10 protein-coding genes and 1 tRNA gene are annotated in these 14,680 nt (G+C 72.9%); 2 read left to right on the top strand and 9 right to left on the bottom strand.

Annotation, left to right across the window (positions count from 1 at the left end; translation table 11 throughout):
- Positions 1-138: 138 nt before the first annotated feature.
- Both gad and GYH36_RS01185 read right to left on the bottom strand, forming a co-directional pair.
- Positions 139-1,548, bottom strand: a complete 1,410-nt coding sequence (gene gad, locus GYH36_RS01190) for a glutamate decarboxylase (protein WP_024841242.1) — start codon at positions 1,546-1,548, stop codon at positions 139-141.
- A gap of 135 nt (positions 1,549-1,683) precedes the next feature.
- Positions 1,684-2,904: a metal-dependent hydrolase family protein gene (locus GYH36_RS01185; RefSeq protein ID WP_203231455.1), complete on the bottom strand. Its 1,221-nt coding sequence runs from the start codon at positions 2,902-2,904 to the stop codon at positions 1,684-1,686.
- 374 nt (positions 2,905-3,278) lie between these two features.
- On the opposite strand from GYH36_RS01185, the gene GYH36_RS20190 reads away from it, so the two are divergent.
- Positions 3,279-4,838, top strand: coding sequence for a LuxR C-terminal-related transcriptional regulator (locus GYH36_RS20190; protein WP_115943134.1), 1,560 nt, complete (start codon positions 3,279-3,281; stop codon positions 4,836-4,838).
- Between the two features lie 112 nt (positions 4,839-4,950).
- Here GYH36_RS20190 and GYH36_RS01175 read toward each other — a convergent pair.
- From GYH36_RS01175 to GYH36_RS01155, 5 genes are all read right to left on the bottom strand, one after another.
- Positions 4,951-5,023, bottom strand: a tRNA-Ala gene (locus tag GYH36_RS01175).
- Between the two features lie 64 nt (positions 5,024-5,087).
- Positions 5,088-6,362, bottom strand: a complete 1,275-nt coding sequence (locus GYH36_RS01170) for a hypothetical protein (protein ID WP_162288860.1) — start codon at positions 6,360-6,362, stop codon at positions 5,088-5,090.
- A gap of 61 nt (positions 6,363-6,423) precedes the next feature.
- Positions 6,424-7,074 carry a GNAT family N-acetyltransferase gene (locus GYH36_RS01165; protein ID WP_155097842.1) on the bottom strand — a complete coding sequence of 217 codons (651 nt, stop codon included), beginning with the start codon at positions 7,072-7,074 and terminating at the stop codon, positions 6,424-6,426.
- Positions 7,075-7,207: 133 nt separating this feature from the next.
- Entirely contained in the window at positions 7,208-9,664 is a 2,457-nt protein-coding gene (locus tag GYH36_RS01160; RefSeq protein WP_162288859.1) for a glycoside hydrolase family 94 protein, read from the bottom strand.
- 82 nt (positions 9,665-9,746) lie between these two features.
- Complete coding sequence (locus GYH36_RS01155; protein WP_162288858.1) at positions 9,747-11,990, bottom strand: NTP transferase domain-containing protein; 2,244 nt, start codon at positions 11,988-11,990, stop codon at positions 9,747-9,749.
- Positions 11,991-12,173: 183 nt separating this feature from the next.
- On the opposite strand from GYH36_RS01155, the gene GYH36_RS01150 reads away from it, so the two are divergent.
- Entirely contained in the window at positions 12,174-12,806 is a 633-nt protein-coding gene (locus GYH36_RS01150) for a 5-formyltetrahydrofolate cyclo-ligase (RefSeq protein ID WP_024841250.1), read from the top strand.
- Positions 12,807-12,824: 18 nt separating this feature from the next.
- Here the strand turns inward: GYH36_RS01150 and GYH36_RS01145 are convergent, their stop codons facing one another.
- Together GYH36_RS01145 and GYH36_RS01140 are read right to left on the bottom strand one after the other, a co-directional pair.
- Positions 12,825-13,481, bottom strand: coding sequence for a response regulator (locus GYH36_RS01145; protein ID WP_162288857.1), 657 nt, complete (start codon positions 13,479-13,481; stop codon positions 12,825-12,827).
- A complete protein-coding gene (locus GYH36_RS01140; RefSeq protein WP_162288856.1) occupies positions 13,478-14,617 on the bottom strand; it encodes a sensor histidine kinase in 1,140 nt (379 codons plus the stop codon). Before GYH36_RS01140 ends, GYH36_RS01145 begins: the two co-directional genes overlap by 4 nt.
- Positions 14,618-14,680 lie beyond the last annotated feature (63 nt).

Here is a 14,680-nt window from a genome sequence, read left to right as displayed (position 1 = left end):
GGGCGGGCGTCCGGCGGGCTGTGCTCTGCCCCCCCCCCCCCGGGGCGGGGGGCGGGGGGGGGGGGCGGGGGGGGGGGGGGGGGGGGGCGCGGGGGGGGGGGGGGGGCCCCCCCCCCCCCCCCCCCCGCGGGTGCCGGCTCAGTGGTGGAAGTGCGAGCCGCTCGACGCCTCGCGCGGGAGCGGCGCGTCGAGCGAGTCGAGGAACTGCACCTCGCCCTTGATGTCGGCCAGGAGCGCCGAGGCCAGGTCGCGGCTGAGCCCGACCTTGACGACGATGCGCTGGAGGACCACGTCGGACATGTCGTCCGCCATCGGGTACGCCGGGACGAGCCAGCCCTTCATGCGGAGCCGGTCGGCGAGGTCGTACAGGGACCACTTGTCCGTGTACCCGTCCTTGAGGATCCAGGCGAACACGGGGATCGTGTCGCCCTTGCTCATGAGCTCGAACGGCCCCATCTCGGCGATCCCGCTCGAGAGATAGGTCGCGACGTCGATCGAGTTCTGCTGGACCTCGCGGTAGCCCTCTCGGCCGAGGCGCAGGAACTGGTAGTACTGCAGCAGGACCTGCGCCCCCGGCCGGGAGAAGTTCAGCGCGAGCGTCGGCATGTCCCCGCCGAGGTAGCTGACGTGGAAGATCATGCTCTCGGGGAGCACCGCGGTGTTGCGCCAGACCACCCACCCGACGCCCGGGTACACCAGCCCGTACTTGTGGCCCGAGGTGCTGATCGAGTTCACGCGGTCGATCTGGAAGTCCCAGACGAGGTCCGGCTGGCAGAACGGCGCCACCATCGCGCCGGACGCCCCGTCGACGTGGATCTTGACGTCGAGCCCCGTCTTCGCCTCGATCTCGTCGAGCTTCTTCGCGATCGCCTCGACGGGGTCGTACAGCCCGGTGAAGGTCTGGCCCAGGATCGCGACCACGCCGATCGTGTTCTCGTCGACGTAGTTCTCGAGGTCGTACCCGTCCAGCACCAGGTGCTCGCGCGAGACGGGGACGTACCGGGGCTCGATGTCCCAGTAGTTGCAGAACTTCTCCCAGACGACCTGCACCGCGGCGGACATGATGAGGTTCGGCCGCTCGGTCGACTTCCCCTCGGCCTTGCGCTTCTCCTGCCAGAGGCGCTTCAGCGCGAGCCCGCCGAGCATGCACGCCTCGGACGAGCCGATCGCGGACGTCCCGATCGTGTCCGTGGGGTCGGGCACGTGCCACAGGTCCGCGAGGATCCGCCAGCAGCGGTCCTCGATCGCAGCCGTCGCCGGGTACTCGTCCTTGTCGATCATGTTCTTGTCGGCCGACTCGCTGTAGAGCTTGAGCGCGTGGTCGTCCATCCACGTGGAGACGAACGTCGCCAGGTTCAGGCGCGAGTTCCCGTCGAGGATCGCCTCGTCGTGCACGATCTGGTACGCCGTCTCGGGAAGGCTCGGGCCGGCAGGCATCGTGAACTTGTCGAACTCCGTCGCCTCTCCCGGCCGCACGAAGACGGGGTTGACGCTCAGCGTCGGGTCGATGTTCGTCGTCTGGCGGGCCTTCGTGGTGTTGGCGGTCATGCTGTCCTCCTGGTGCTTCGTGGGGGGCGGTCGTGGGCCACCGGTCCCGTGGTGCGCCTCCCACCGCGTGTGCCGGGACCTCGGCTCCGCTCTGCTCTCGGTCGCCTCGCCGTCGACGAGGCACCTGGGCCGCGGTCACAGCGTGTTCTTGACGACCTGCCCTCCCTTGACGATGAGCCTGAAGTTCGTGTCGGGGTCGGCGATCACGGAGAGGTCGGCGAGGGGGTCGCCGTCGACCAGGACCATGTCCGCCCACGCACCCTCGGCGATGACGCCCAGCCGTCCGGCGCGGTAGGTGTTCCGCTCGCCCGCGAGCTCGAACAGCTCCGCGTTGCCCGACGTCAGCATCCGCAGCGCCTCGGCGTTGCTGAAGAACTCGCCCATGCGCGCCGCCATCAGGCTCTGCCGGGCCGCCGACTGCGGCTCGAGCAGCAGGTCGGTGCCCCAGGCGGTCTTCACGCCGTACTTCCTCGCCCACTCGTACACCTGCTCCGTCCCCGTGCAGATCTGCGCGTTCTTCGCGGCGCGCGCCGGGTCCGGGTAGTGGTGGTCCGCCTCCGCGAACGGCTGCATCGAGAGCCACGTCCCGGTCTCCCCGACGAGGCGGATCGTGTCCTCGTCCGCCAGGTGACCGTGCTCGATCGACCGGACGCCGGCGTCGATCGCGCGCCGGATGCCGTCCACGGTGTACACGTGCGTGGCGACGTAGGTCCCGTAGTCGGAGGCGGCCTGCACGGCGGCCCGGATCTCCTCGGGGGTGTACTGCAGCGTGCTCAGCGGGTCGTACATCGAGGCCGCCCCGCCGCCGAGGGTGAGCTTGATCTGGCTCGCGCCCTGCCGTAGCTGCTCGCGCACCGCGGCGAGGACGTGGGGCACGCCGTTGGCGACGCGCGTGAAGTGGAGGTCGTCGGTGCGGCTCGGTCGCCCGCCGAACTCCTGGGGCACGTCGTAGACGAACGCGAAGTCCGCGTGCCCGGACGTCTGCGAGATCATCGCCTGGCTCGGGAAGATGCGCGGCCCCTCGAACACGCCACGGTCGACGAGCGCCTTGACGGGCGCCGTGTCGCCGCCCATGTCACGCACCGTCGTGAACCCGCGCAGGAGCATTCGCCGCGCCTCCGCGATGGTGTTGCCGTACAAGGCCCCCGTCGGCCCCTGGAGGAAATCCATCATCGTGTTGGCGTTGCCCATCAAATGCGCGTGGGCGTCGCTCAGGCCCGGCATGAGAAACTTTCCCGCCCCGTCGATCTCGACGACGCCGTCGGACTCGTGACCCCCGACGGGCGACTCCGACACCGCGACGACGTGCTGCCCCTCGACCAGAACGTCCGCATTGTCTAAAGTCTTTTCGCTCACGCCGTCGAAGACTCGGACATTCCGAATGATCATTCGCCGGTACGCCGCCGTTGGAGGGCTCATGCGGTGATGCTAACCAGCACCTCGGGGGGACCGGACGGTGAACCCGCGATTTCCCCCGCCCCCTCACACGGGGCGCCACCCGGCCTTTCACCCGCTCTTTCACCCGGCATTCCCTTTCCTGGACATGCTGACCGGCATTTCCCGTGGTACGACTGAGTTCCGATGACCGACGTGCGGCCGGGAGGGCCTACCTGGAGGTTGTGACGGACGATGTCGAACGACGTTCGTGACGGCGGGCGGCGCTGTCCGCACCGTCGTGCGGGGGCCGGGCCAGCGGGCTCGCCGGCCGCTGGCAGGGGGCGAGGGACGCCGTGAACCTCAACGACCCCGTCGCGGCGCGCGCGGCGCTCGAGCAGGCGATGGCCTCCGGCTCGCCCGAGGCGATCGCGGCGGCCGCGATGACGAACCTCTGGCCGCTCTACAGCTCGCACCACGACCTGCTCATGCGGGCGGTCGAACGACTCCCGTCACCGGTGCTCGACCGGTACCTCGCGCTCCGCATCGTGCATCCGATGACGCCGCTCCTCGCCCTGACCCACCGCCCCTTCAAACCCCTCATCGACCCCGACGAGGCGCGCACCCTGAGCGCGGAGGAGTTCGACTTCCTCGCCGTCGCCCAGATGGTCGCGTTCCGCCTCAGCGGGGACGTGGCGGCAGCAGCGGTCTGCGCCCAACGTCTCCTGGAGCGCCTCGCGAGCGTCGACGCCGAGTGGCACCAGCGGACCGACGGGCCGCTGTGGTTCGCGCACCTCCAGGTCGGCTCGACGTACCTGCTCTCCGGCGACTCGCGCCGCGCGCTCCTGGAGTTCGCGAGGGCCCGAGAGCTCGGTCGGCACTCGATCCAGCCGGACGCGGAACGGTTCGCGCTGAGCCGTCTCGCTCTCGCCCACGCGCTGCGCGGGTCGCTGGACGACGCGCGGGCCGCGCTCGACGAGGCGGCGCGCGAGCCCGACCCGTCCCCGGCGCACGAGCGGTCCGTGCAGGCGACCGAGGCCACCACCGAGGCCCTCATCGCCGTCGACCGGATGAGCGATGACCTGGAGCTGCGGCTCGCACGGCTCGAGCCGTACCACAGCGTGGAGATGACGTGGCCGTTCACGCTCCTCGCCCGGGCGCGCGCCCTCGTCTCCCAGCACCGGCCGAGCGAGGCGATCGAGGTGACCGAGCTCGCTCAGGAGTCGCACCCGCGCCAGCACGGCTCGGTCGCGAACGACATCGTCGCGGCGGTGACCGTCGAGGCGCTGCTCGCGATGGGCGACGAGGTCACCGCACGCCGCCTGGCGGACGACCGCGCCCGCTGCGGGCCGATGACCCGTCTCGCCTCCGTCCGGGTCGACCTGCACCTGGGCCGTCTCGACGCCGCGACGAGGGACCTGCGGCGACTCGCCGGCGAGTCCCCGCTCGGGCCCCGACTGCACGCCGAGCACGTCATGCTCTCGGCGTGGCTCGAGCTCGCGCGCAACGGGAGGGTCAGCCACCACACGGCGCTGGCCGTCGCTCGCGCGGCGAGCACGGGCCACGTCCGCCGGCTGATCGCGTCGATGCCCCGGCAGCTCCTCGACGCGGTCCGCGAACGCCTCGACGACCAGACCGGGCCCCAGCTCGACCGGTCGGTCGACGGCCTCGAGCTGCGCGACCTGCCGAACCGCTCGACCCTGACGGAGAGCGAGCGGCGCGTGCTCTACGCGCTGCCGCTCCACAGCACCGTTGCCGACCTGGCGAGCCAGTTCCACGTCTCGCCGAACACGATCAAGTCGCAGCTCAAGTCCATCTACCGCAAGCTCGGGTGCTCCACGAGGAACGAGGCGATCGAGCTCAGCGCGCTCTTCCTCACGAACGTGACCGACGACCGCGCCGTCCGGACGTCCTGACGGTCCCGTCGGCCCGTGCCGCCCGCGGCCGAGGCACGACGTCTGCGACACGACACAGGCGCCCCAGGAACGACGAAGGCCCCGGACCGTGAGGTCCGGGGCCTTCACCCGGTGGAGCTAGGGGGATTCGAACCCCCGACCTTCTCATTGCGAACGAGACGCGCTACCAACTGCGCCATAGCCCCTCGAGCGGTGTACAGATTAGCACCCCGAGGGCGGGGTCGTGCAAACCGGCCGCCCTCGGGGGGTCTACTGCCCGGCCGCCCGGCGGCGGGCGAGGATCTCGTTGAGGTCGAGGCCCAGCGTCTCGGTCGAGGGCTTGCGCTCGTCGCCCTCGGCAGGGGTCGGCGCGCCGGACGACGCGTCGCCGACGGGCACCGTCGCGACCACGGGGTCGGCGGCGGGACGCGCGGACGAGACGACGTCGTCGTCCGTGAGCGGGGCGGGCTCGCGGCGAGGTGCCGTGGGCTTCATCGTGTACGTCGGCGGCGGCACGGGCACCGGGTCCCAGGCACGGCCCGAGGGCACGTGGTCCTCGGCCGCGGTCCCGGCCTCGGCGGCGTCGACGACGTCGGCGCGGGCGACGGTCGGCGACGGCTCGTGCGCGGCGTCGCGCGCCGGGGCAGCCTCGCCCGCCGGAGCAGGCTCCTCGGAGCCGGAGCCCTCGGCCTCCGTCGCGCTCGGCGCGGTCACCGCCTCGCGCGGCGCGGACGCGGGCCCTGCGGAGCGCGCGGCGTCGGCGGTCGCGGCCGCGTTCGCGCGCGCCAGGTCCTTCGGCGTGACGCGCGGGATCATCTGCGTGCTGACCTGCGAGCCGTGCACGGCGCGACCGGTGACGCGCGGACGCGCACCCCGGGGCGCGGGCGGCGCACCCAGGACGGTCCCGCGCGCGGCCCGCGCGGCCGCACGACGCTCGGCCAGCCACGCGGCGTCGGAACGCTGCGCCGCGAGCACCGCACGACGGCCCAGCACGAGCACGAGCCCGAGGAGCGCCGTCGGGACGGCACCTGCCCACCACGGCACGTACCCGAGCGCGGCGACGACCCACACGGCGACGCTCGCGAGCAGGAGCACGACCGTGAGCGCGAGACGGCGGCGCGCCGCGGCGGCACGCCGCTCGAGGAGGGCGAGGCGGGACTGCTCCGGAGCCGGCTGGCGGCGCGGCGGTGCCCCGCGCGAGGGTGACGCGCTGACGGTGCTCCCCATGGCGTGCGTTCCCTCCTCGTCGTGCGCCCGGCCCGTGGGCCGGTCCTCCGTGCCCGCGCCCTCGAGCAGGGCACGACCCCCGTCGCCCGGCCCGGAGGCGATCGACGCGACGGCGGTCACCCCGTCGAGCCGCGCGTCCCACGGGTCGATCCCCCCGCCGCCCGGGCCGGCGACGGCCAGGACCCGCAGGGAGCCGGAGAAGCGGTCGTCCGTGCGCGCCTCCAGCAGCTGCTGCCGGTGACGCACCCGGTGCGGGACGTAGAAGCCGACCCACAGCAGGACCACCGCGAGCGCGACGATCCCCGAGGCCGATTCCACATCACGACCGTAGGCGAGGCGTGCGGCCGCGGTCCGCACGCTCTCCGGCGTGTCGGGCGGCTCAGATGGTCTCGCGCCGCGACGCCTGCCAGCGCGCGAGGAGCCCGTCGGGCACCTCCTCGCTCGTGATGGCGAAGGTCCGGTGGTCGCGCCAGGCGCCCTGGATGTGCAGGTACCGCTCGCGCACGCCCTCGTCGCGCAGGCCGAGCTTCTCCACGACGCGCAGGCTCGGGCCGTTCTCCGGGCGGATGTTGATCTCGATCCGGTGCAGGCCGAGGACCGCGAAGCAGTAGTCGGTCGCCATGGCGACGGCCGTCGGGATCACCCCGCGGCCCGCGACGTGCTCGCTCACCCAGTAACCGATGCTCGCGCCGCACAGCGAGCCGTAGGTGATGGACGAGACGGTGAGCTGGCCGACGAGCTCGCCGTCCAGCTCGACCGCGAACGGCAGGGACGACCCGGCGCGCGCCTGGGCGGACAGCACGCGGACGTACTCCGCGAACGTCGGCGGCCCGCCCCCGGAGCCCGGGCGGGGCGACGTCCCCTCCCAGCGCTCGAGCCACTCGGCGTTCTGCGCGCGCAGGCGCATCCACGCGGTCGCGTCCCGGCGGCGCAGCGGCCGCAGGACGACGGAGCCGCCCAGCGTGTCGTCCCGCAGCGTCACGGGCCACGGCTTGGCGACGGTCCAGCCGCGCGTGATCTTGTGCGTCATCCGGCGGTGAACCGTCCTCGGGCTGTCGGTCGGCACGGGCGGGCGCCCGTCCCTCGGTGCACAGGGTGACACCACCGGGTGCCCGCGCGCCACCGACCGGTGACGCGGGCACCCGGTGGTGCCGGCCGTGCTGTCAGCCGAGCGTGACGACGACCTTCGCCTCGGTGCCCGCGGGCAGCGCGGGGATCGGCGTCGCCGGGTCGTGCTCGACGCCGTCGACCGTCACGGACCGCACGCCCTTCGACACGTGGTCGGGGTTGCGGACCTCGATGTCGTAGACGGCGCCGCGCCACTCGCGGCGCACCTCGAACCCGTCCCAGTCCCTCGGGATGGAGGGGTCGACGACGAGGCCGTCGAGCGCGAGCCGCACACCGAGCACGTACTTGGTCACGGCCGTGTACATCCAGCCGGCCGTGCCGGTGAGCCACGGGTTCTGCGCCTTGCCGAACCACTCGTGGTCGCGGCCGTAGAGGAACTGGACGTACGCGTACGGCTCGGCGCCGCGGACCTCGATGTTGTCGTTCTGGTGGTACGGGAGGATCGCGTCGTAGAACTGGACGGCCTCGTCGCCGCGCCCGAGCAGCGCCTCGGCGATGATCGGCCACGCGTTGGGGTGGGAGAAGATCGCGGCGTTCTCCTTGATGCCCGGGTACACGCGCGTGACGAACCCGACCGTGTCGTCGACCTTCGTGAACGCCGGCCAGTTGAGGTGGTTGCCGTACTCCGAGCCGAGGAGCTCGCGGACCGCGTCCATCGACGCCTCGCCGCGCTCCTGGGTCGTGATGCCCGCGATGACCGGCCACGCCTGGTGCTCGAGGAAGATCTTGCCCTCGTCGTTCTCGGCGGAGCCGATCTTCACGCCGTCGCGCGTGTACCCGCGGATCCACCAGCGACCGTCCCAGAGCTGCGCGTCCGCGACCTTCGCGATGCGCTCGCGCTCCGCCGTGAACCGCACGACGTCCGCCTCGGCGCGCTCGTCGCCCGCCGCGGCGAGCGGCTCGGCCACCTCGAGGAAGGCGCCGATCGCCCACGCGTGGAGGAACGTCACGAGCGACGTCTCGCCGCCGCCGAGGTTGAGGCAGTCGTTCCAGTCGGCGCGCAGGCCGAGCGCGACGCCGTTCTGGCCCACCTGCTGCGCGGAGAACTCGAGCGCGCGCACGAGGTGGTCGTAGACGGTCGCGGGCGTGCCCTCGGCGAACGGGATCTCCAGGTCGAGGAACGCGCGGTCGCCCGTCTCCTTGACGTACTCCACGACGGACGGGACGAGCCACAGGTGGTCGTCGGAGCACGTGTCCTCGAGGCCGTGGATGAGGTCCTTCGGGTCGACCGTCGGGACGATCGTCGGCGACGGGACGTCGGGCAGCTTCTCCGCGTCGGGGTCGAACGCCTTGGGGTCGAACAGGTGCAGGCCGTAGCCGGCCTCCGTCTGGGCCCGCAGGAGCTCGACGATGCGCTGGCGCGTCTTCGTCGGGTTCGAGTGGATGACGCTCATGACGTCCTGCGCCGTGTCGCGGTAGCCGAGCCCCGCACGACCGCCCACCTCGACGAACGACGCGAAGCGCGACCACACGACGCACGTCTCCGCCTGGAGCAGCGTCCACGCGTTGATCATCGTGTTCATGCCCTCGTGGGGCGTGCGGATGCGCAGCTTGTCCTGCTTGGCGCGCCAGTAGTCGCGAAGGCGCGCGCGCTCGTGGTCGACGGCCGCGACGTCCGAGTACTTCGCCCGGACCGCGCGCCCGGCCGCGTCGCGCGAGCCGTAGCCGAGCATGAAGACGAGGCGCTTGGTCTCGCCCGGCGCGAGCGTCACCTTGTGCAGCAGCGCGCCGCAGTGGTTCTGCGTCGTCGCGCTCGCGTTCGACCCCTCGCCGCGCTCGATCGCGACCGGGTTGCTCTCGGTGCGGTACGGGCCGATGAAGCTGTCACGCAGCGAGTCGTACGACGACGGCGTCTCGCTCGACGCGAAGTAGTGGAACGTCCAGGGCTCGTAGTAGAAGTCGTACTCGATGATCCCGTCCTCGTACGAGGACCCGGACGCGTAGAGCGACATCTGCAGGTTCTGGTTGTCGATCGTGATCGTGTGGAACGAGAACTCCACGTACGACCCGACGGTGAGCTCGCGCACCTCGTCCGTCGTGTTCGTGACGCGCACGTCCCACAGCTCGACGTCGTCGTCGAGCGGGATGAAGACCGTCTGCTCGGCGTCGATGCCCTTGTACTCGGCGCGGAAGGTCGTGTAGCTCAGGCCGTGGCGCGTGGTCCACCGCCCCGCGCCGCCGGCCGGGTCGAGCTCCTCGTCCGGCCCGACGAACGGCTTGCCCACGGGTTGCCAGGACACCGACCAGTAGTCACCGTCCGCGTCGTCGCGCAGGTAGACGTAGTGGCCGGGGCGGTCGAGCGGCACCCCGTTCTGGCGGAAGCGCGAGATGCGCCCGTACTGCGAGCTCTTGTAGTACGAGTACCCGCCGCCGTGGTGCGACAGGACCGTGCACATGTCCCGGGTGCCGAGGTAGTTCGTCCACGAGACGGGGACGTCGGGGCGCTCGACGACGTACTCGTCGTGCGCGGTGTCGAAGTGGCCGTAGCGCATCGTTGCTCTGGTTCCTGTCCTGGGGTGGTCTGGGGGCTGGGTGCAGGAGGGTGCCGGGTGGGTGCCGGGCGGGGCGCCGGCGTCAGACGCCGGCGGTGACGAACCCCTGGAGCCACTCCAGGAGCTCGGCGGCCTTCTCGGGGGTGTCCGCCTCGACGAACATGCGCAGGACGGGCTCGGTGCCGGAGAACCGCAGGAGCGCCCAGTTGTCGTTCTCGAGGAGGATCTTGGTGCCGTCGAGGTGCGAGACGGACACGACGGGGTACGGCCCGACGTGCGTGAGCGGCTGCGCCTCGAGCCGGCGCGGCACCTCGACGCGCATCTCCGGGGTGGCCGGCACGCCCGCCTCGAGCGTGTACAGGCGGCCGGTGATCTCGTAGAGCATCGCGCGCAGCTCGGAGATCCGCTTGCCGGTGCGGGCGAGCATCTCCGCCACGAGGGCGCACGCGAAGATGCCGTCCTTGCCGAGGATCCAGCCGCGGATCGTCAGGCCGCCGGACGACTCGCCGCCGAGCACCGCCCCGATCTCCGCCATGCCCGCCGTGACGTGCTTGAACCCGACCTTGACCTCGCGCGACTCCTCGCCGAAGTGGGCCGCGAGCCGGTCGAGGAGGTGCGTCGTCGCGAGGTTGCGCACGACGCCGCCCTTCTCGCCGCGGACCTCGTGCAGGTACCAGTACAGGAGGAGGAGCAGGTCGTTCGTCGAGATGTACTCGCCCGTCTCGTCGACGATGCCGATGCGGTCGGAGTCGCCGTCGGTCGCCATGCCGAGGTCGTAGCGCCCCCCGCCCTGCCGGATCATCGTCACGAGCGTGCTCAGGCGCTGGAGGTCCGGCGCGGGCGCGACGCCGCCGAAGAGCGGGTTGTGCGTCGCGTGGATGAACTCCGACCGCACGCGCATGTCGGACAGGATCGTGCCGAGCGTGAGCTGGCTCGTGCCGTACATCGGGTCGACGACGACCTGGAGGTCCGAGCCGCGCACCGCCTCGACGTCGATGATCTCCTCGATCGCGTCGACGTACGGGTCGGTGAGGGACCGGTCCACGACCACGCCCGCGCGGCGCGCCACGTCGATGTCGAGCGTGATGACGTCGTCCACGGACAGGGCGTTGGCCTCGTCCTGGTAGCGGTCGGTCTCGTCGTCGAGCGGGAGCGAGCCGTCCTGGCGGAAGACCTTCATGCCGTTCCACTCGGGCGGGTTGTGGCTCGACGTGACGATGATCCCGTAGGCCGCGCCGAGGTAGGGGGCGGCGAACGTGACGAGCGGCGTGGGGACGTCGTCGGGTAGGAGCGTCACCGCGATGTTGTTGCCCGCGAACACCTCGGCCGCGGCCACGGCGGACTCGCGCGAGAGGAAGCGCCGGTCGCCGCCGATCACGACGCCCTTGCCGTCGAGCCCGCGGCGGATCGTCTCGTTCGCGATGGCCTGGCACAGGCGCCGCACGTTGGCGAGCGTGTAGCCCTCGCCGATGACCGCGCGCCAGCCGCCGGTGCCGAACACGATCTTCGTGTCCGTGTTCTTCTTCGGCACGAACAGGCGCTTGAGGACGATGTCCGCCGCCTGGGCGAGCTCGTCCGGGGTGTTGATACCGCGGACCTCGTCCACGTCGACGATGCGGTACGACGAGATGCGCTTGCCCGCCCCGATGACGCGGCGCGCGAGCTCGGTGAGCCGGTGCTCGCCGTCGGCCGCCATGCGCTCCAGCTCGCCGAACAGCAGGCGGGGCGCCGCGACGTACGCACCCACGTTGATCTCGGTGCGCGGCTCGGGCGCGGCGTCCGCGACCTCGGACGACTCGAGGATCGCCGTGATCTCGCCCCCGGCGCGGACCACGCGCCCGTAGCCGTCCGGGTCGTCCACGACGGCGGAGAGCAGCGACAGGTCGGCGCGCGTCAGGGTGTGGCGCGTGAGGAGCCCGAGCAGAGACTCCGCGCGCAGCAGCGGGGTGTCCGCGTAGGCGACGAGCACCGGGTCGTCGGCCCCGGGCCCGAGCACCGAGGCGATGGCCTCGCGCGCGGCGAGCACGGCGTCCCCCGTGCCGAGCGGCTCCGCCTGCTCCACGTACACGACGTCCTCGCCGAGGAGCTCGCGCACCGTCGGGTCGTCCGGCGACACGACGACGACGATCCGGCTCGCGTCGACCACGCGCCGCACGTTCGCGACGGCGAGCTCGACGACGGTCGCGTCGCCGAGGGGGCGCGTGAGGAGCTCGCGCGACGCGGCGTCGTGCCCGGCGGCCAGCACGACGGCGGCACGTCCGGTCCGGGGGCGGACGCCCCCGCGCGGGGTGGTGGCGGTGGGCTGGGCGGGCGTCGTCGCGGTCATGGCGTCCTCACTGGTCGGCACTCCGACGGCCTCGCGACGCATTTGTCAGGAGTCCGTACTACTGGCTCGCCCCCGATCATAGGCACCGCCGACCCGTCCGCGGAACCCGTCCGGCGCGCGACGGGCACAAGGTCACCCCGCGTCGCGTCCACGAGGACCGTCGCTCCGGGTGACAATAGGGACATGAGTGGCCCGGTCCAGCCGTACCCCCTGCACGGAAGCATCGAAGCCGAGGACGCGAAGGAGATCCTCCGCAAGGCCATCCGCACCAACCGCCAGTCGCGGTCCGAGCGGCTCCGCAAGGAAGCGGCCGCCGCCATCGCCGACGTCATCGAGACCATCCCCGAGGTCGCCTCCGCCTCGTGCGTCGCGACCTACGCCGCCCGGCCGACCGAGCCCGGTACGTCGGAGACGCTCGAACGCCTCGCCGCGCGCGGCGTCCGGCTCCTGCTGCCCGTGCTCGGCGCGGGCCTGCAGCGCGACTGGGCGCTCTACGACGGCCCCGCCGACCTCCAGGTCCGCGCGCCGGGCCGACCGCCCGAACCCGGGACCCCGGCGCTCGGCGCGGACGCGATCGCCGAGGCCGACGTCGTCGTCGCCCCCGCGCTCGCCGTCGACTCGCGCGGCGTCCGGCTCGGGCAGGGCGGCGGCTGGTACGACCGCGCGCTCGAGCACGTGCGTCCCGGGACCAAGGTCGTGGCCGTCGTGTTCCCCGAGGAGGTCTACGACGCGTCCGACCGCCCGCTGCCGCTCGAGCCGCACGACAAGCTCGTCGACGCCGTCGCGACCCCGCTCGGGTGGCGCTGGCTCCCGTAGCCGGCTCCGCGGTCCGCGCTAGTCGGCCCGCACGCGCCGGGTGTCGTACGCCCACAGCGCGACCTCGACGCGGTTGCGGGCACCGAGCTTGGTCATCAGCGACGCCACGTGGGACTTGACCGTGCTCAGGCCGACGAACAGCTCGGCCGCGATCTCGGCGTTCGTGCGGCCGCGTGCCACCAGCGCGAGCACCTCCTCCTCCCGCTCGGTGAGCGGGCTGACGGGCTGGACCGGGACCACCGGCGCCCGGTCGGCGAAGGTCGCGAGCAGCCGGCGCGTGACGTTCGGGGCGATCAGCGCGTCCCCGGCGGCCGCCGCGTGGACGGCCTGCACGAGGAGCTGCGGCCCGGCGTCCTTGAGCAGGAAGCCACGCGCGCCCGCGCGGAGCGCGCCGAGGACGTACTCGTCGAGGTCGAAGGTCGTGATCACGACGACCGCCGTCGTGCCCGGGGCGCCCGGCCCGGCCAGGCGCCGCGTCACCTCGATGCCGTCGAGCCCGGGCATCCGGATGTCGACGAGCAGGACGTCGGGACGCAGCCGCGTCGCCAGGTCGAGCGCGGCGAGCCCGTCCGCCGCCTCCCCCACGACCTCCACGTCCGGCTGCGCGCCGAGGATCATCACGAGGCCGGTCCGGACGAGGTCCTGGTCGTCGGCGACGACGACGCGGACGCTCACGCCGGGGCCTCCGTGGGCAGCACGGCCTCGACCACCCAGCCGCCCGCTGCGCCCGGCCCCGCGATGAACAACCCGCCGAGGAGGTGGGCGCGCTCGGCCATGCCCAGCAGGCCGAACCCCGGCTGCGGCGTCGGCCCCGGGTCGGCCCGCCCGTCGTCGCGCACCCGCAGCCGGACGGCGTCCGGCTCCCGGCGGACGTCGATCTCGACGCGGGTCACGCCCCGGGCGTGCCGCACGGCGTTGGTCAGCGACTCCTGCGCGAGCCGGTAGAGGGCGGCGTCCACCGGTCGTGCGAGCCCGGAGAACGACCCGTGGAGGGACACCGCGACGACGGGCGTCGCACCCGTGCGCGCCAGGGCGGGCAGGTCGGCGACGCCCCGCGGCGGTGCGTAGGCGACGGCGTCCTCCGCGCGCAGGACCTCCACCACGGACCTCATCTCCGCCAGGGTCCGCGACGCCTCGGTCTCGATCGCGGCCAGGACCTCCGCGGCCTTCTCGGGCTGGGCACCGGCGACCACGCCGCCCGCCTGCGCCTGCACCGCGATGGCCGAGACGTGGTGGGCCACGGTGTCGTGCAGCTCGCGCGCGAGAGCGACCCGCTCCTCGTTGCGGATCTCGCGCTGCCGGCGGTGCCAGAGGTCGGCGCGGTAGCGGAACACCGCGGCGAGGGCGACGAACAGCAGCACGAAGGCGGTCCCGCCCACGACGTCGGCCCACCCCGCGGAGGACGCGTACATGCCCAGCGCGACCACGACGGCCACGAACGCCGTCCCCAGGACCGTCTCGCGGCCCGACCCCCACCGCACCAGGGAGTAGAGCAGGATCAGGACCGCCGTCGTGGAGTAGAGGCCGAGGTCCGCGGTGTGCGCCGCGAGCTGGAGGACCGAGAGCAGCGCGACGGCGCCCCAACCGACCAGGACTGTTGGCAGGGGGTGGGCCCGCCGCCAGAGCAGCGCGGGCACGAGCACGAGGGCGAGCGCCGCGACCAGGGGCCGCCACGCGAGACCCGGCCGGGCGACCGCCTCGACGACGACGACGGCCGCGAACGCGCCGGCGAGCAGCACGTCGGGGCGACCGACGGGTGGGGCGTCGGCGGGCCGCGGCTCGTGCCAGAGGGAGCGCCGGACGGTGGTCACGGGCCCAGCCTAGGGATCGCGGCGCCCGCGCGTACCCGCCGAAAGGACGAGAGACGGACCGTG

The organism is Cellulosimicrobium composti (assembly GCF_010287905.1).
GTDB classification, from domain to species: domain Bacteria; phylum Actinomycetota; class Actinomycetes; order Actinomycetales; family Cellulomonadaceae; genus Cellulosimicrobium; species Cellulosimicrobium composti.
Note: the sequence above shows the minus strand (reverse complement) of the source record. Positions and strands in the feature narration are given on the sequence as shown.